The sequence below is a fragment of the Gemmatimonadota bacterium genome (assembly GCA_009838645.1).
In the GTDB taxonomy this organism is placed as follows: Bacteria; JAAXHH01; JAAXHH01; order JAAXHH01; family JAAXHH01; genus JAAXHH01.
Genome location: VXRC01000012.1, coordinates 47,732 through 63,670 on the forward strand (window position 1 = coordinate 47,732; position 15,939 = coordinate 63,670).

Below are 15,939 nucleotides of genomic sequence, written 5' to 3' on the forward strand. Positions count from 1 at the left end.
GTGGTGGTCCTTATCCTTTAAGGTGTATCACACACTACACGTATCGTAGGCCGCCTGCATCGCGGCCAGCGGGTCGCCCAGGGGCACGAACTCGTGGCCGACGTACCCCGCGTAACCGGTCTCGCCGATGGCGCGCATGACGGGCGGGTAGTAGATCTCCTGGGTCTCGTCGAGGTCGTTCCGGCCGGGGTTGCCCGCCGTGTGGAAGTGGCCGATGTGCGCGATGTTGACCCGGATGGTGCGGATCAGGTCGCCTTCCATGATCTGCATGTGGTAGATGTCGTAGAGCAGCTTGACCCGCGGCGAACCGACCCCCTCGCAGACGGACACGCCCCAGTCCGTGTAGTCGCACTGGTAGTCCGGGTGGTTCACCTTGCTGTTGAGCAGTTCCATGCACAGGGTTACGCCCTTCTCCTCTGCGGCCTTCACGACGCGCAGCAGGCCCTCGATGCAGTTGTCGCGGCCTTCGTCGTCGGACTTGCCCGCCCGGTTGCCCGAGAAGCAGATCAGGCCGGGTATTTCGTAAGCGACGGCCTGGTCCATGTTGGCCAACAGTTCGTCCTCGATACGGTCGTGATTCTCCCGCTTGTTCAACCCGTCGGGCAGGGAAGCGTGGCCCACGACGATGGCGATGTCCATGCCCGCGTCGCGCACCTGGTTCCAGTGCTCCTCCGGCAGCATCTCGACGGACGCGTAGCCCATACGCGCCGCTTCCCGGATAAGCGATTCCGGGGTTAGCCCGCCCCGGTTGAAACAGCCGAAACAGATGGACTGCCTGATGGTGCTCATTAATGGCTCCTTCAGATGTGGCGCGCCGTCACCCGTACGCGCCGTGCTCCAGGAACCCGAACAGGCGTTTCTGGCGGGGATCGGCATCACGGTATACGTGCTCGGGCATGGTGTAGTCGATGAAGGGGAAGTACTTGTGGCCGATGACGCGCCGCGCGTAGGTGATCTGGGTGATGTACCGCGTGCGGTCGCTCCGGTTCGGCCCGCCCCGGTGCCAGACCTGGTTGTTGAACATGGTGACGCTGCCCGCCGGGCCGAGGTTGTAGTGGATCCGGTCCTCCCACTCGGTACCCTCCAGCGAATCGGGACAGGGACGGCCGAGGAGGTGGGAACCCGGGATGACTTCCGTACCGCCGTGTTCGGGTTCTGTGACGTCGGTGAGATAGTAGTTGCAGGTGAAGAAGAGGACCGGCAATCGGATGTTCTGCGGAGGGTCTCCATCCGTCACCAGGAAATGGGGCGCGTCGTCCTGGTGCCACCGGAAGGACCCGCCGGGACGCGTCTTAAAGGAGTTGTTGTGGATGACGTGGCAGTTCTCGGCCACCAGCGCCTCGGCGAAGCTGACGATGGGCTCGAGGTCGAAGAGGCGGCGGTTCGTCTCGCTGAACTCGAACATGCGGTGGCACAGCGCCATGTGCTCGCTGACCGAATTCAGTCCGTTGGGGTTCTCCCGCAAGCCGTAGTCCAGGTCCCCGCGCAGGGCATCGCACCAGTCGGGCGGCAGCACGTTCTCCAGGAAAAGGAATCCCTGGCGGTTGAACGTATCGACCCAGTCCTGGATCTGCGCCGGTCCGGCGACTTTGCCACCCAGGGGGATTGTGCCGGTGGTCATGCCGTTTCCGTTACTTCGATCGAATTTGAGAAATGTGTTTTAGGAGATATGGTTCTCGTGTACCGGATATAACCGTGCACATGAAAACCGAATTAAACCGCGCTGATGGGAATGTGCAAGGGATTAAGTCCTTGGGTGGTCGGGGCTAGCCAACTCACAGGAAGATGATTGATTGGGACAGCCAGGTAGCGCATTCTTACGTAGTGCCCCGGTCCATGAACACTGGGGCTTTAAGAAGGAGGGTAACTATGATTCGTCCAACCGGGGTGAAAGCCCTTGATGGACACCGTCTCTGGCTCGAGTACTCCGATGGGTCCGCCGGAGAGGTCGATCTTTCCCATCTAGCGGGTATCGGGGTGTTTATCGCTTGGAATGATCATGGACGCTTCGAGGAGGTCCATATAGCCCCGCACGGAGCAATTGCCTGGGACGATGCCCTTGAACTTTGCCCTGATGCACTGTACTTGGCGCTTTCCGGCAAGTCTGTCGAAGAAGCCATGCCCGGTGTGCAAACGCTGACTGAGAATGCCTGAACTCTGCCAGCCGTCTGACCCCGCCCGGTAAGATTGCTCCGCTGGAGTAAACAGGACCAAAAACACCACATCGAATACGGCAACACCTCCTGTAGATAATCAACACCCTCCTACATATCCAAATCGTCAAGTACGCAAGCTGTCTTCGCGGCTGTTGCAATTACGGCCCTGGTCTGCGACTTCAGGTATAGTCCGCTTAGACAGGTTTTTCTTGACTTTCTTAAAATAACTAGTTATCTGACTAGTTATAATATCGTTCTTCAGTCCAAATGGGAACGTCGATCATCGATCAGGTCACTTTGTCATGGGCAGGGAATGGCAGGTCCAGGAAGCGAAGGCGAAGTTCAGCGAACTCCTCGAAACGAGCCGGGAGGAGGGTCCTCAGGTCGTGACCAAGCGGGGCGTGAAAACGGCCGTCCTGGTTTCCATCGAAACGTGGGAACGGATGGCGCGGTCGACCCGGCTCGGCCTAAAGGACCTGCTGCTGTCGCCGGAAGCGCGCACCGAGTCCCTGACGCCACTGCGGGAACGGCGTCGAACGCGCGGGACGGCAGACCCGTCAGGACCGGCAAACCCGGCAGACCCAGCAAACCCGCCAGGACCGGCAAACCCGGAATGACCCATGTATCTACTGGATACCGAAGTCGTATCGGAGCTTCGCAGGAGCCAGCCGCACAAGGATGCGCTGGCGTGGTTTTCGGACGTGGCCCCGGACCAGGTCTACCTTTCCGCCGTGACCGTGGGCGAGATTCAGACGGGCATCGAGTTCGCCCGGGCAAAGGATGCTTCCCGGGCGGCGGAACTGGAGTCCTGGATGGGCAAACTGATGGATTCCCAACGTGTCCTTCCCATGGATACGGCGGTCTTCCGCGTGTGGGGAAGGCTTCTGTACCGCCGGTGGGACGTCCGCATGACCGACGCCATGATCGCCGCGACGGCCGTGGTGCACCGGCTGACCGTGGTCACCGGGGATCCAGAATCCTATGACCGGCTCGGCGTAGAAACGCTGAATCCATACGAGAAGGTAAACGGTAATGTATGACGTAGACGCCATCGCCGCCTACGACCGGGAGAACGTGGCGGACATCAAGGCCCGCCAGGGCCGGATCAACGAGGACGGGCGCGCGGCCGGGCTGAAGATCACGGACGTGCGCACCTGGCGCGTGCTGATGCCGTGGCGGGGCACGAAGCGATGGGACGGGTCCGCGGAAGGGTTCTCATTCGCCGAATTCGAAACAGACCAGGGCCTGGTGGGCGTAGCCGAAGGTTTGTCCAGCGAGGCCGACGCGCTGCGTTCCCGGGTCCTGGGAAAAAACCCCTTCGAACCGGAGGTCCGCGGGTTGATGGGCCTGGCCTACTGGGACCTGGCCGGCAAGATCGCCGGAAAGCCCCTCTACCGGTACCTTCGCGAGGTCTTCGAACTGGATACTCCGGTGGTCACGAAGATCCCCATCGCGGCCTACACCTGGTGCCGCTTCCCCGACGTGAACGGCGAGCACGAGGTGACCTTCGACACCTATCCGCGGCACGTGAAAGCGCTCATGGAGGACGAGACCTTCCGGATCATCAAGCTGTCCATGTGCGACTTCGAGCCCCATCGTTACGTCGAGCTCATCCACAACATCCGCGATGAGGTGGGCTTCGACGTGGACATCCGCGTCGATCCCCACGCGTCGTGGAGCGAGAGCGAAGCCCTGCGGTTCATGCAGGGGGTGGAGGACTGCCGGATCGAATGGATCGAGGAACCCGTCGGCGGCCGGTTCGAGAACATCTTCCGCGCCGGCCACCGCCTGCGGCTCATGAGCAGCATCCCCATTTCCTCCCATGTCTGGCTGCCGCCCCTCCGCCGGGACGCGGCGCCCCGCCCCTACGGCGCTCATGTTTCGGGCCGCTACGGCGACGAGACCCTGGACCAGCCGCTGGACCTCGACGCCATACGCCGCCACGTGGCCGCCGACGTGACCGCGCCGGACGCCTACGCGGGGCCGCTGGCCCTCAAGCGGTACTACGACACCGCCCGGTTCATGGGCATGGAACTGGGCATGCACAGCGCCTACGAACTGGGTCCGGGCACGGCCATTCGCCTCCACGTCGCCGCCTTCGCCTTCCCCTACACCATTCCCTACCACATCGTACACGGGAATGGGACCATGCCCATGTCGCTTCACGGCCTGGACGCCCACTACAACCAGTGGGTGGGTGACGTCATCAAGGGCGGCAAGATGCCCTACGAGGACGGTTGCCTCCGCGTTCCCGAAGGACCCGGCCTGGGGGTGGAACTCGATCACGACCTGCTCGACGAATACCGGTGGACGGAAGAGAAGCAGGATCTGCACACCCGCCACATCGAGGCAATCCGGGCGAACCATCTCGACCGGCTGGGCTGGCGCAAGGACCGGCTGGGCTGGCTGCGGTAGACGAGCCGCGCTACCAGGCCGACCGCGCCGCCGTGCCGACCGCCAGCCTTCCACGCGCCACCAGCCTTCCACGCGGCCGTCCCCTCAGTCCTTCCGCAACCCGCCAACTCTCCACAGTACGCTGACTACCCCCAGGCTGGCGATCCCGCCGCAAACCGTGAGGGCCAGGGGCGCGCCCGCGACCGCGGCCAGTCCGCCGACGAGCAGGCGGCCGGGCGGACCGCCGCCGATGGCGAGGACAAGGAGGCCCATGACCCGGGGCCGCATGGCGTCGCTGGACGTGCGGAGGACGATGGAGGACTGCATGATACCGAACCCGGTCTGCCCGACGCCCACCAGGATCAACATGATGAGCGAAAGCGGGAAGGACGTCGACAGGGCGAAGACCAGCGTGGCCAGGGCGTTCACAAGGGAACTGATGGTGAAGACCATGCCGTCGCGGTAGTGTTGACCCAGCCGGTCGATTAGGGCGATGCCGAGGATGGAGCCGATGCCGGTGCCCGCGCCGAGGATGCCCAGTTCCAGGGGGCCGAGGAAGAGGACGTCCCGGACGAAGACGGGCAGCAGGACCTGGTAGGAGAAGGCGAAGGCGTTCATGATGAAAGTGATGATCAGCACGCCCGAGATCCTGGGATGCCGGCGGGAATACCGGTAGCCGAGGAGCAGGTCCTTCATGGGACCGAGCCGGCCCTTCTTCCGGCCCTTCCGGTCCGTAGCGGCGGAGAGCCGGACGATCACGACGATCTGGACGACCTGCAGGAGGAAGAGGGCCAGGAAGCCGCCCTTCGTCCCGGCGAACTCGAGCAGGACGCCGCTCATGAGCGGCCCGATCAGCCGGGAGATGTTCTGGGGCACCGTCTCCAGCACCATGGCGTCTGTCGTCCGGTCCTTGCCCACCAGGTCCGGGATAAGCGCCCGGCGGCAGGACCAGTCGTAGGCGCTGCCCAGGCCGATCAGGACGGAGCCGATGACGACGTGCCAGAAGGCCAGGTGGCCGAGCAGGGCGAGGACCCAGAAGAGGCCGATGACGATGCAGTTGATGAACTGGGCGTTGACGATCAGCCGGCGGTAGCTCACGTACCGGACCACCGTGCTGAAGAAGGGGCCGAAGAGCATGAACGGCGCCATGCGGCAGAAGCTGACCAGCGCCACCATGCCGGCCGAGTCGGTCATTTCCAGCACGACCCAGCCGACGATCAGTTCGTCCATCCAGCGCGTCTGCCACCAGATGCTGCTGGATATCCAGAGGTTACGGAAGTCGGGTATGGAAAGCAGGCGGGCCGCTTTCCAGCGTGAGCCGAGCCGGACGAACATGGACGCCCTGTGGAAAATCCTGTTGACGGGCAGGTGGGACCATCTATATTCCGATTTATCTGAACGATCGGCACCACCGATAACCGGATCTCCTCGTCGTCTGCCGACAATCCGGTCCGCGGTGATTCTGGGACAAGAAAGCCTTTCTATCGGCCACAGTCAAGCGTTCCGCATACCCTTTCGAACGCCGTGATCACGCCTGCTCGAAATATGGGAGTGCCGTCATGAGCGACGGGCTTCGCATCCTGTCCATCGGTGCGCATCCGGCCGACATATTCGACCAGTCGGGCGGCGCCATGGCCCATCACACCGCCCGCGGGGACTGGGTGGGATGCGTCGTGCTGACTCACGGCGCCCGCGTGCACGACAAGGTCATCAGCGACGACATGTTCCACGCGGATGAGGTGCCGGACGGGGACACCCTGAAGCGGATGATGGCGGAACGGTCCGACGTAAAGGCGGAAGAGGTGAAATCGGCGTGCCGCGCCCTCGGCGTGGAGGACGTCTATTTCATGGGCGTGGATGATGCCGTGCTTCTGCCGGACCGGCCGATCGTGCGCCAGCTCGCCAGCCTGTTGCGGGAACTGAAGCCGGATATCATCCTCACGCATTTTCCCGACGAGGGCGGCGGCACCTGGAACCCCCACGCCGTGGCCGGACGGATCGTCATGCTCGCCATGGGGCTGGCCGGCTCCGTCGACCCGGGCGACCGGCGTCCTCCCCACCAGGTGGCCCAGGTGTTCTACTGGGGCTGCGGCGGGGCGAGTCTTCCCAGGAACGTCTGGGACGCCCGCGGCGGGTACTACAACGACGTCTTCATCGACATCACGGACGTGGTCGACAAGAAACTGGCCGCGCTGGACGCCCTGGTGAGCCAGGGCTACGGCGGCGCATACGCGCGCAAGCGCATCGAGACGTCCGACGGGGCCTTCGGAAGCGCGGGCCACGTCGCCTACGCCGAGGGGTTCATTACGCTCAATGCCGAAACCCACTACTACTTCCCCGTCTCGTCCTACGCCCTCGAACGGGCCCGCCGATCGGACCACGAGAACATCGAGAAAGTCAGTTACAAGTACGAAGCGTGAAAGTACAGGTCAGCCACAAATACGAAGCGCGAAGGAGATTGCCATGCAGCGGGTCGGGTTCATTTTGAAAGTCAAGGAAGACATGATCGAAGGCTACAAGAAGCACCACCGGGAGGTCTGGCCCGAGATGCTGGAGGCGTTGCAAGACGCGGGCTGGCGCAACTACTCGCTGTTCATGCGCGAGGACGGGCTGCTCTTCGGATACTGCGAGACCCCGGATTTCGAGAAGGCGCTGGCCAGGATGGCGGAGACGGACGTCAACGCGCGCTGGCAGGAGTTCATGGCACCCTATTTCGAGAACCTCGGCGGTAAGCACGCCGACGAGAATATGGTGCCGCTGGAGCAGGTTTTCTACCTGGAATGACAGGTAAAGCGCGCCCCCTGCGCGCAGGGTAACAAGGGTAAACAAGACCACTTGGACACCACCACCCTCGATACGCCCGTCCTGACGCAAGACGAAAAGCGGTTGATCCGGGACATCACCGATTCGCTGAAGGAATGCAGGAATCCCGACGCCGCGCACCTCGACCAGGCGATCTGCGAGTCCATCGCCCGGTTGAGCGACCTGGCCAGGGTCATGAACGCCTATCCCTCCCTGCTGGAGAGCCAGTCCCTCGGCCAGCAGCGGCGGGATGCCGCTTCCCTCATCGAGGCGCTGTCCAACGCCACGCTCTTCACCGTCGACATGCTGCTTCCCATGCGGGCCGCGGTCGGGCAGGTGTACGTCATGGCGCGGCTGAACCTGTTCCGTCTCCTGCACCAGGTGGTCCAGGAGGCGCTGGGCGGCCGGGACGAATTCACGGCCGTGGAAGACGCCATCGGCGCCCGGATTAGCCAGAGCATCCACAACAAGGTGATCGAATCGCTGCTGATCGCCATCGTCTGCGACGACAGCCTCGGCCGCGCGGTCCGCATCAAGGCGGCCACCGCCCTGACCCACCTTTGGGAGGACCGGTTCTCCCGGCGGATCGAAGCCTTCCTGCCCGTCCTCGAAACCACCTGGGAAGCCCGGCGGCAGACGACCGTTCAGCTGGGCACCCTCATGGGGGTTTCCGAGGTATTCGCCCTGATGCGCGCGGGCGGCGACATCCGGTTCCTCGACTATTTCTCCAGGAAGACCTGTCCGCCGGAGGAACTGCAGGCCTTTCGAGAATTCCTCTTCAGCGTGTCCACCGAGGAACTCGAATCCCTGGGCGACAAACTGAAAGAGGGGCAACACAGGGCGTCGTATCCGGGCGTCGACACCACCCTGTCCCTGTCGCCCACCTATCTCTACGACCATACGGCCACCGACTTCGTCACCCAGCTCTACCTGTTCTTCGTCAAGCGCCACCTCGAAGCCCACGCGCGGCGGATCCGAAACCTACCCGGTCCCAAGCGTACGGCCGAAGAATACGTCATGGTCTATTTCCTGGAACAGTCCTGCACGATGGACAGCGACCGGGTCGACGGCAGAAAGGACGATACGCAGTGATCAAACTCGGTTGCATGTCCTTGAGTTACGGCCACGCCATTTCCGAAGGCCGCATGGACCTGTTCGAATTCATCGACCACGTCCGTGAAATGGGACTCGACGGGATCGACATCCATACCCGGGCGCTGGAATCGGAAGATGACGCGTACCTGCGGGACGTGCGCATGCGGTGCCTGCAGCGGGGGCTTGCCATCTCCTACCTGGGCATCAGCAACAACTTCGGGAAGCCGCCCGGGGAGATCGCCGCCGAAATACAGATGGTCAAGCACTGGATCGACGTGGCCGCGCGGCTGAACGTGCCCCTGGTCCGGATCTTCGCGGCCTGGGACCGGGAGGACACGCCCGCGCGCGTCACCTGGTCCCGGATGATCTACGGCATCTCCGAGGTGGTGGATCACGGAGCCGCCCGGGGCGTGGCCGTGGGGCTTCACAACCACAATCACGGCTGCGTGACCCGCACCGGCGACGACGTCGTGCGCATCCTGAACCAGGTGGATCGCCCCACGTTCACCCATATCCTCGACACGGGCCAGTACGCCGGGTCGCCGGGCGCTTCGGGCAGCAGGGGCAACCCGGACCCCGCCTACGATTTCTACGGCAGCATGGAGAAGAGCGCGCCGTACGCGGCGCACGTCCGGGCGAAGTTCTACCGCATCCAGTCCGGCGAGGAAGAGTGGCTGGACTATCCCCGCATACTGGGGATCCTGAAGCAGGTCGGTTTCAATGGCTGGATGTCGGTCGTCTACGAAGGGCAGGACGTCGAAGCCGAGGAGATCGCGGTACCCAAGGCCGTCGCCTACCTGCGGCGCCTTCTCGCCGAAAACGGCATGTGAGGCTTAGAAAGCAGCGAGGTGATGTGCAGGCAGGAATCGGGGTTCAGTTCCACCGAGATGCTGCGGCGCCCCAGCGCGCGCGCGGCCAGGGCGATCGTGCCCTGCCCGGCAAAGGGGTCCAGGACCGTCTCGCCCGCGTATGACCAGAGGCGGACCAGGCGCCTGTAGGGATGTTCCAGGTTATCGTCGGGCGTCCAGACGGCCTGGCGGCCCGCCCGCCATGCTGAAGCGGGTACTCCGCTTTCTTCCACGACGCCAGGCGCCGGCGCTTCGGACTCGCCGGGCTTCCGGTAGGCCAGGATGGTCTCGGCGTGCACCTTGGGCCGGCATCCGAGCGGAACGCGGGCATCCGCCGGTTCCTCCCGCACCGCCTTCCCCGGTTCGAACCAGTACCACGTGGCTTCGTACTGAAATCCCGCCTCCTGGAGACCGCGGTGCGTATCCGCCGCGAGGGCGACCGGTTCATTCCGCCAAAGCAGGTCGGCGATCCATACGATCATCGCCCTACCGGGCATAAGGCACCGGTGGCACTGCGCCCACACCTCGGAGAGCGAGGCCAGGAAGTCCGGATAGGTCTGGCCGAAACCGATCTGGTCCGGGTGGCCGTAGTCGCCGCTCTCCCACCAGGGCGGACAGGTCAGGACCAGGCCGGCGCACCCGTCGGGGATCGGGTCCATCCTGCGCGCGTCGCCCAGCCAGAGCTGGACCTGGTCGTCATCGTGGTAAAGGCGCATTGCGGAAAGTGTTCCGTACGGAAGAGGTCGGGCTCACTTTTTGGCCGCGGGCTGACCGAGACGTGAGGCTGGCGGAACGCGAAGGCTGGCGGCGGCCTTCACCGCCGCATCAAGCTTCGGGCCAGATTTCGGCCAGGGCGCTTGAAATGATCACGGGACTGGGGCCGTCCACCCGGAAGCACTCCTCCGCCGACAGGGCTTCGTCCATGAGCCCGCCCGTCATGGACCGGGGCCAGCCGAACCACCGGTAGACCGCCTTCTCGTCGACGGCCCCGGCGGACTCCACGGCGCCCACGAGCAGGCTGCGCATGGCATGACGGCGGGTCAGGGAAACGGCTTCCCTCGCCGTCTCGTCGGGCACCCATCGCTTCGTCAGTTCCCATACGCACGAAGCAGCGTCATGGACGTTCCTTCCAGGCTGTCCGGACCGTCCGGGTACGATCAACCACAGCTTCTCGAGTTCCAGCAACGCCTTGCGGAAAGTCCGCCCGTCCATGGGGACGGATCCGGCGAGCCGGTCCCGCAGCGCCCGGACCGTGGCCGGTCCGTCCCGTTCGATGCAGTCGGCCAGGCGGAACGCCGCCGGGGAGATCCGGTTGCGCTCCCGGGCGCCCTGGAAGCCTTCCCCTTCCATGGCCAGCAGGGCCGCCCAGTGCTTCCGAGCGACCAGCGTGGGTCTGCGTTTCACGAAGGTGCCGAACAGGCAGGGAACGGCTTCGGGCAGGTCGCTCAGCCAGATGCTGGCGATGCCCTGTCCCGTGCTGATCCCGTTATCGTTTCCGCCAAGACCGGTCCTGCCGTCTATGGCCTCCTGGATACTGGGGAGTTCGGTGCCGGAGTAGACCGAGACGAAACACCGTTCCAGGATGAACTCGCCGGCCTGTTTCCTGCTCTTCAGGCGGCGCGACGGGGTCAGGCGGTGGTTTTCGGTCACGCGCCCGCGGACGCCGTCGGGCAGCATGGGGAACAGTTTCGACTTGGTGAGTATGGACATGTACGGCGCTTTCTGCGGGTCACGCGGCGGTCTGTGCGGCCAGTGCCGCCCCGATGATCCCGGCCTGGTTCCTCATCCGGGCGGGCACGACCTCGGTATCCACGGTGAGCCACGACGAGAACTTTTCGTACTTGTTGCTGGCGCCGCCGCCCACGATGATCAGGTCCGGGCGGATCAACTCGTCCAGCCTGCACAGGTACTCGTTCACCCGTCCGCCCCATACCTCCCAGCTCAGGCCCTTCGCCTTCCTAACGCTATCGGCGGCGTATTTCTCCGCGACGCGGCCTTTCATCTCGATATGTCCGAATTCCGTGCTGGGCACGAGCGTGCCGTCGATGAACAGGGAGGTGCCGATGCCGGTTCCCAGGGTCGCGATGACCACCACGCCGTCCCGGCCTCTGCCCGCGCCATACCGCATTTCCGCCATGCCCGCGGCATCCGCGTCGTTCAGGAAAACGACCGCCCTGCCCGTCGCCTTCGCCATGCGTTCTACGGCGTTGACGCCGATCCAGGACGCGTCGATGTTCGCGGCGGTCCGCACCGTACCGTGCTTGATGACCGCGGGAAAGCCGAATCCCACGGGTCCCTGCAGGTCGAAGTGCCGGACGATTTCCGCCGCGGTCTCGATGACTTTCTTTGGCGTGGCCGGCCTGGGGGTGTCGATCCTGAAGCGATCCGTCTCGAGTCTTCCGGTTTCCAGGCAGACCGGCGCGCCTTTGATGCCCGTTCCGCCGATATCGATCCCCAGAAGACTCATGCGGGTTCGCCTTCCGCCGATTCTTCCTCGGCCTGGACGGCATCGCGGTCACGCGGGGAAGTGATCCGCCAGTAATAGCCGTCCGGGTCCAGCATGCGGAAGTCCGTGGCGCCCCAGGGCTGTCCCTTCAGCGGTTCGTGTATGGCCACCCCGGCCTGTTCCATCTTCGCATGGAACTGGCCGATATCCGAGATCTCCAGGACCAGTTCGACCCCCACGCCGCGGGCGAGCGACTCGACAGGCTGTTCCCCCGGGTCCGGATACCAGAGCAGTTCGTCGGTCTTCAGTCCGAGGACCAGTTCGTTCCGTTGGAGCAGGATGTAACCGGGATCGTTCGACAGTTCCTTGAAGCCGAAGGTCTCCGTGTAGAATGCCGCGGACACCTGCAGGTCCTTCACGGCAAGGTTCACCTGGAGTCTCACGGACTGACTCTGGACCTGGACCTGATCGGCCCGGGGGCCGCGGGAAGTGAACTGGACGGTATACGCCACCTGGTCGCCGACCTGCAGCAACGAAAACTGCCCGTCCGTAATGTTGGATCGATGGAAAAACAGGTCCTCGTTCTCAGGCGTGTTGATGAACCCGTAACCCCTGGTGTGGTTCAGCCTGGTGATCGTACCCTGCGGCATGACTGTCCAGTCCCGGTTCCTGGGAACCGCCTTGGAAGAAGACCCGGTTTATCGTAAAGAGGAGGTGGAATCTGGCAAGACCATGCCGGCCATTCCCACCCGAGGCAGGCATGGCAAAGTAGATGAACGCTCGTGCTTTGCCTGCCTGAAACAACATGCCGGCCAACCCCGGGAAAGGAGTCGCCGGCGAAGCTTCATGTTAGGTTTGCGCAACCGGTCAAGTCAAGGGTTTTCTTCTTCCCTCAAGCAGGTACACAACAGGTACATAGAGGTTGACAACCGGCGGGGGTTCGCCTAGACTATCCGGAGTGTCCGGACGAAGAAAAACACCCGTCGCTACAGGGCCTTCCCGCTGACCAGGGCCCATAGCCGGGACCCATAAACGGGACCCTTTATTGCCATGCGCCTTATACATTTCAAATCGATATTGCTGGGTGCGCTGATCTGGTGCGGATGCGACCAGAACCTGCGTCCCTTGCCCGAAGACGGCGGACAGCCGTCCGGCAGGTCCTTCGTGGAGGCGCAGCGTCCGATCGACGGCAGCCGGGTGGCCGGCCGAAGCTTCGAGGAAGGACAGCCCACCGCGGTCCCGGGAGACGGTGCGAGCGTATCGGGAACCATCGACATCACGCCGGAACTCTTCGCGCGGCTCAGGGGCTCGGAGACCATGTACGTCATGGCGAGACGAAGCCAGGACGGTCCGCCCATGGCCGTCAAGCGTTTCAGAAGCCTGCGGTTCCCCATGCCGTACACGCTGACTGGCGCGGACCAGGCCGTCCAGGGCCCGGCCTTTACCGGGGAAGTCACCATCGTCGCGCGCATCGACCTGGACGGGAACGCCGGCGTACCGCAGGCCGGCGACATGGAAGGGGTCAACCCGCGGGTGGTCGTTGGAGACTCCGGGGCGGACGTCGTCATCGACCGGCTGTACTGATCGGCAGCCACATGATGAATACCGAACTGCTCACAGCGCCTGAATCCTTGCGGCGGCTCGTCCTCGACCTGCGCCAGATGGAGACCTTCATCGAGGACCCACTCGTCGTCAGGAAGGCGGACGGGGTCTGGTACGAGGACGTAAACGGACGGCGGATCCTGGACGGCCTGTCGGGCATCTTCACCGTGAACGCCGGCCACGGAAACCGGAGGATCATCGAGGCGATCAAGGCGCAGCTGGACACCATGGCCTTCGCGCCTCCGCTCCACGCCACCAGCCCGCCGGCCATCGAGCTGGTCCAGCGGCTGGCGGAAGTCACGCCGGAAGATCTGAACACCATCAAGCTCCTGTCCGGCGGTTCGGAAGCCACCGAGGCGGCCATGAAGCTGGCGCGGCAATACCACCGGCAGACCGGCAACCCGGGCAAGTTCAAGGTGATCTCCCGGTTTCACGGGTACCACGGCGCGACCATGGGGGCCCTGTCGGCCACGGGCACGCGCCGGCGCAAGACCATGTTCGAACCCACGCTGCACGGTTTCCTGCACGTCCACCCGCCGACCTGCTACCGGTGTCCCTATGAAAAGACCTTCCCGGACTGCGAGGTCTTCTGCGCCCGGACGGTGGAGGACCTCATCGAGCTGGAAGGCGCCGAGACCATCGCCGCGCTCATCCTGGAACCCGTGGGAAACACCGGCGGGATCATCATGCCGCCGCCGGGGTATCTCCCCGAGCTGCGGGATATCTGCGACCGGCACGGAATCCTCCTGATCTACGACGAAATCATCACCGGCTTCGGCCGCACCGGCAGCATGTTCGCGGCCCAGACCTTCGAGGCGGCGCCCGACATTCTCTGCATGGGCAAGGGCATGTCCAGCGGATACGTGCCCCTGGCGGGGATCGCCTTCCGGGATTCCATCGCCTCCGCCTTTCTCGGCAGGGAGGAGGACGAGGTCGAGTTTTCCCACGGCCATACCTACGGCGGCAACCCGCTGGCCGCGGCGGCCGGACTGGCCAACCTGGCGGAGATCCGGGAAAGGGACCTTTGCGCCCGGGCAAGCGAGACGGGCGCCTATGTCCGGCGGCGGCTGGAGGAACTGCGGGAATTCGGCATCGTAGGCGATATCCGGGGATGCGGCCTGCTGGCCGGCGTTGAATTCGTGGAAGATCCCGAAACCCGCACGCCCTTCGATCCAGCGGTGAAGTTCGGCGTGCAGGCTGGCCGGACCGCGCTCGAAAAAGGGCTGCTCACGCGCTTCGATCCCAACTGGATCGCACTGGCGCCGCCGCTCGTTATCACCCGGGAAGAGACGGACCTCATGCTGGACGTATTGTCGGACAGCATCCGGGAAACAGTAAAGGAGTTGAAGACGTCATGAAACCAGATTCCAACCTGTCGCGCCGTGGATTCATCGGGGGAACGCTGCTGGGAGGACTGGCTGCCCTGTCCGCCGATCCGATGGTGATGGCGCAGGCCCTGGTGTCGGGCAAGAAACCGGAGGATATCCAGGGTCATGGTATCGCGCCGGGCTACGTGAACCTGTCGTCCAACGAGAACCCCCTGGGACCGTCTCCGCGGGCGGTCGAGGCGGTCGCCGCGCGCATATTCGACGTGAACCGTTACCACTGGAGTTTCATGCCGGACCCGGTGGAGACCCTGACCAACGCGCTCGAAAGAAAACACGGCCTGCCAGTCACCGAGACGACATGGGACAACTGGGACGAGGTTACGGAAAACCGCCGGGTGGTCCTCAGCGCGGGTTCCAGCATGATCCTTCACTCGGTGGGCCTGGCGACGGCCCGGAACAAGGCCGAACTGGTCCAGGCCCAGCCCGCCTACTACGACACCGCGGCCGTCTGGGGACGGCTCAGGGAGGAAGAAGGCGTCGACGTCAAGGTCAACTACGTCCGCCTGACCCGGGACCTGCGGCACAATCTGAACGCCATGTACGAGAAGATCAACGACAAGACGACGGTCGTGGTCGTGACGAATCCGAACAATCCAACCAGCACGGTGGTGGACCATGACGCGTTGGTGGATTTCGTCCGGTCCGTGCCTGCTCATGTCACAGTGTTCATCGACGAAGCGTATATCGATTACACGGCCGATCCCGGTTACCGCGATGCGGTGTACCTGGCTCGGGAACAGGACAACGTGATCGTCTCCCGGACGTTCTCCAAGATCTACGGCATGGCGGGCATGCGTGTAGGATATGCCGTGCTTTCGCCCCGGCTGAGACGCAAACTGTCGCTTTACAACCTGGGCGGGCCGCCGAGCAACCTGGGCGCGTACGCCGCCATCGCCGCACTGGACGACCACGCCCACTACGAGCGTAGCCGGCATACGGTGGAGGAAGGCAAGGCCTACCTGGGCAAGGCCTTCGAACGGCTGGATATCCCGTATACGCCCAGCGATTCCTGCTTTGTCCTGTTCAGGCTCGGTGATAAAGCCGAACGCGTATTCGATGCGCTCCAGGAGCGGAATGTCTGGATCGGCGACGGCATGTGGTGGGGGCTGAAGGGGCATTTGCGCGTGACCGTCGGCACGCCGGACGAGAACGAGGCCTTCATCAACACGCTGGAAGCGGTGTTGTAGCGCGGCATTCGGGCGAGACAC

General features: G+C 64.0%; 17 protein-coding genes. 10 read left to right on the plus strand and 7 right to left on the minus strand.

Annotated features, from left to right (window positions below; all coding sequences use genetic code 11):
* Positions 1-27 precede the first annotated feature (27 nt).
* Positions 28-789, minus strand: coding sequence for a TIM barrel protein (locus tag F4Y38_03950; protein ID MXY48437.1), 762 nt, complete (start codon positions 787-789; stop codon positions 28-30).
* 28 nt (positions 790-817) lie between these two features.
* The gene (locus tag F4Y38_03955; protein MXY48438.1) at positions 818-1,621 is read right to left on the minus strand and encodes a phytanoyl-CoA dioxygenase family protein; all 804 of its coding nucleotides are present in this window, start codon (positions 1,619-1,621) and stop codon (positions 818-820) included.
* A gap of 248 nt (positions 1,622-1,869) precedes the next feature.
* Between F4Y38_03955 and F4Y38_03960 the strand changes: the two genes are divergently transcribed.
* The 4 genes from F4Y38_03960 (at position 1,870) to F4Y38_03975 (ending at position 4,571) form a co-directional block, all read left to right on the plus strand.
* A complete protein-coding gene (locus tag F4Y38_03960) occupies positions 1,870-2,154 on the plus strand; it encodes a DUF2442 domain-containing protein (protein ID MXY48439.1) in 285 nt (94 codons plus the stop codon).
* A 304-nt stretch (positions 2,155-2,458) separates the two neighbouring features.
* A complete protein-coding gene (locus F4Y38_03965) occupies positions 2,459-2,773 on the plus strand; it encodes a type II toxin-antitoxin system Phd/YefM family antitoxin (protein ID MXY48440.1) in 315 nt (104 codons plus the stop codon).
* A gap of 3 nt (positions 2,774-2,776) precedes the next feature.
* Entirely contained in the window at positions 2,777-3,196 is a 420-nt protein-coding gene (locus F4Y38_03970) for a type II toxin-antitoxin system VapC family toxin (protein MXY48441.1), read from the plus strand.
* On the plus strand, positions 3,189-4,571 hold the full coding sequence (locus F4Y38_03975; protein ID MXY48442.1) for a hypothetical protein: 1,383 nt from the start codon (positions 3,189-3,191) through the stop codon (positions 4,569-4,571). Before F4Y38_03970 ends, F4Y38_03975 begins: the two co-directional genes overlap by 8 nt.
* Positions 4,572-4,655: 84 nt before the next feature.
* On the opposite strand, the gene F4Y38_03980 is transcribed toward F4Y38_03975, so the two are convergent.
* Positions 4,656-5,885, minus strand: a complete 1,230-nt coding sequence (locus tag F4Y38_03980) for an MFS transporter (GenBank protein ID MXY48443.1) — start codon at positions 5,883-5,885, stop codon at positions 4,656-4,658.
* 224 nt (positions 5,886-6,109) lie between these two features.
* Between F4Y38_03980 and F4Y38_03985 the strand changes: the two genes are divergently transcribed.
* Genes F4Y38_03985 through F4Y38_04000 form a run of 4 tightly spaced genes read left to right on the plus strand, consistent with a single transcriptional unit; the run spans position 6,110 to position 9,277 of the window.
* A complete protein-coding gene (locus F4Y38_03985) occupies positions 6,110-6,970 on the plus strand; it encodes a hypothetical protein (protein MXY48444.1) in 861 nt (286 codons plus the stop codon).
* Between the two features lie 43 nt (positions 6,971-7,013).
* The gene (locus tag F4Y38_03990) at positions 7,014-7,334 is read left to right on the plus strand and encodes an L-rhamnose mutarotase (protein ID MXY48445.1); all 321 of its coding nucleotides are present in this window, start codon (positions 7,014-7,016) and stop codon (positions 7,332-7,334) included.
* Positions 7,335-7,385: 51 nt separating this feature from the next.
* On the plus strand, positions 7,386-8,444 hold the full coding sequence (locus F4Y38_03995; protein ID MXY48446.1) for a hypothetical protein: 1,059 nt from the start codon (positions 7,386-7,388) through the stop codon (positions 8,442-8,444).
* On the plus strand, positions 8,441-9,277 hold the full coding sequence (locus tag F4Y38_04000; GenBank protein MXY48447.1) for a sugar phosphate isomerase/epimerase: 837 nt from the start codon (positions 8,441-8,443) through the stop codon (positions 9,275-9,277). The genes F4Y38_03995 and F4Y38_04000 overlap by 4 nt, the downstream gene beginning before the upstream one ends.
* On the opposite strand, the gene F4Y38_04005 is transcribed toward F4Y38_04000, so the two are convergent.
* The 4 genes from F4Y38_04005 to F4Y38_04020 all read right to left on the minus strand — a co-directional run bounded on the left by F4Y38_04005 (position 9,241) and on the right by F4Y38_04020 (position 12,391).
* Complete coding sequence (locus tag F4Y38_04005; protein ID MXY48448.1) at positions 9,241-10,011, minus strand: site-specific DNA-methyltransferase; 771 nt, start codon at positions 10,009-10,011, stop codon at positions 9,241-9,243. The two genes, F4Y38_04000 and F4Y38_04005, sit on opposite strands and share 37 nt — an antisense overlap.
* Before the next feature lie 109 nt (positions 10,012-10,120).
* Positions 10,121-11,005 carry a hypothetical protein gene (locus F4Y38_04010; protein MXY48449.1) on the minus strand — a complete coding sequence of 295 codons (885 nt, stop codon included), beginning with the start codon at positions 11,003-11,005 and terminating at the stop codon, positions 10,121-10,123.
* 19 nt (positions 11,006-11,024) lie between these two features.
* Positions 11,025-11,762 (minus strand): ROK family protein, encoded by a 738-nt coding sequence (locus F4Y38_04015; GenBank protein ID MXY48450.1) that lies wholly within the window; start codon positions 11,760-11,762, stop codon positions 11,025-11,027.
* Complete coding sequence (locus F4Y38_04020; GenBank protein MXY48451.1) at positions 11,759-12,391, minus strand: hypothetical protein; 633 nt, start codon at positions 12,389-12,391, stop codon at positions 11,759-11,761. The genes F4Y38_04015 and F4Y38_04020 overlap by 4 nt, the downstream gene beginning before the upstream one ends.
* 453 nt (positions 12,392-12,844) lie before the next feature.
* On the opposite strand from F4Y38_04020, the gene F4Y38_04025 reads away from it, so the two are divergent.
* Positions 12,845-14,701 (plus strand): aspartate aminotransferase family protein, encoded by a 1,857-nt coding sequence (locus F4Y38_04025; GenBank protein ID MXY48452.1) that lies wholly within the window; start codon positions 12,845-12,847, stop codon positions 14,699-14,701.
* Positions 14,698-15,918 (plus strand): aminotransferase class I/II-fold pyridoxal phosphate-dependent enzyme, encoded by a 1,221-nt coding sequence (locus tag F4Y38_04030; protein ID MXY48453.1) that lies wholly within the window; start codon positions 14,698-14,700, stop codon positions 15,916-15,918. Before F4Y38_04025 ends, F4Y38_04030 begins: the two co-directional genes overlap by 4 nt.
* Positions 15,919-15,939: the final 21 nt, after the last annotated feature.

Bases quoted from the DNA above. Each gene is read 5' to 3' on its own strand.
- F4Y38_03950 (MXY48437.1), bottom strand. From the start codon at position 789: ATGAGCACCATCAGGCAGTCCATCTGTTTCGGCTGTTTCAACCGGGGC.
- F4Y38_03955 (MXY48438.1), bottom strand. From the start codon at position 1,621: ATGACCACCGGCACAATCCCCCTGGGTGGCAAAGTCGCCGGACCGGCG.
- F4Y38_03960 (MXY48439.1), top strand. From the start codon at position 1,870: ATGATTCGTCCAACCGGGGTGAAAGCCCTTGATGGACACCGTCTCTGG.
- F4Y38_03965 (MXY48440.1), top strand. From the start codon at position 2,459: ATGGGCAGGGAATGGCAGGTCCAGGAAGCGAAGGCGAAGTTCAGCGAA.
- F4Y38_03970 (MXY48441.1), top strand. From the start codon at position 2,777: ATGTATCTACTGGATACCGAAGTCGTATCGGAGCTTCGCAGGAGCCAG.
- F4Y38_03975 (MXY48442.1), top strand. From the start codon at position 3,189: ATGTATGACGTAGACGCCATCGCCGCCTACGACCGGGAGAACGTGGCG.
- F4Y38_03980 (MXY48443.1), bottom strand. From the start codon at position 5,885: ATGTTCGTCCGGCTCGGCTCACGCTGGAAAGCGGCCCGCCTGCTTTCC.
- F4Y38_03985 (MXY48444.1), top strand. From the start codon at position 6,110: ATGAGCGACGGGCTTCGCATCCTGTCCATCGGTGCGCATCCGGCCGAC.
- F4Y38_03990 (MXY48445.1), top strand. From the start codon at position 7,014: ATGCAGCGGGTCGGGTTCATTTTGAAAGTCAAGGAAGACATGATCGAA.
- F4Y38_04005 (MXY48448.1), bottom strand. From the start codon at position 10,011: ATGCGCCTTTACCACGATGACGACCAGGTCCAGCTCTGGCTGGGCGAC.
- F4Y38_04010 (MXY48449.1), bottom strand. From the start codon at position 11,005: ATGTCCATACTCACCAAGTCGAAACTGTTCCCCATGCTGCCCGACGGC.
- F4Y38_04015 (MXY48450.1), bottom strand. From the start codon at position 11,762: ATGAGTCTTCTGGGGATCGATATCGGCGGAACGGGCATCAAAGGCGCG.
- F4Y38_04020 (MXY48451.1), bottom strand. From the start codon at position 12,391: ATGCCGCAGGGTACGATCACCAGGCTGAACCACACCAGGGGTTACGGG.
- F4Y38_04025 (MXY48452.1), top strand. From the start codon at position 12,845: ATGCGACCAGAACCTGCGTCCCTTGCCCGAAGACGGCGGACAGCCGTC.
- F4Y38_04030 (MXY48453.1), top strand. From the start codon at position 14,698: ATGAAACCAGATTCCAACCTGTCGCGCCGTGGATTCATCGGGGGAACG.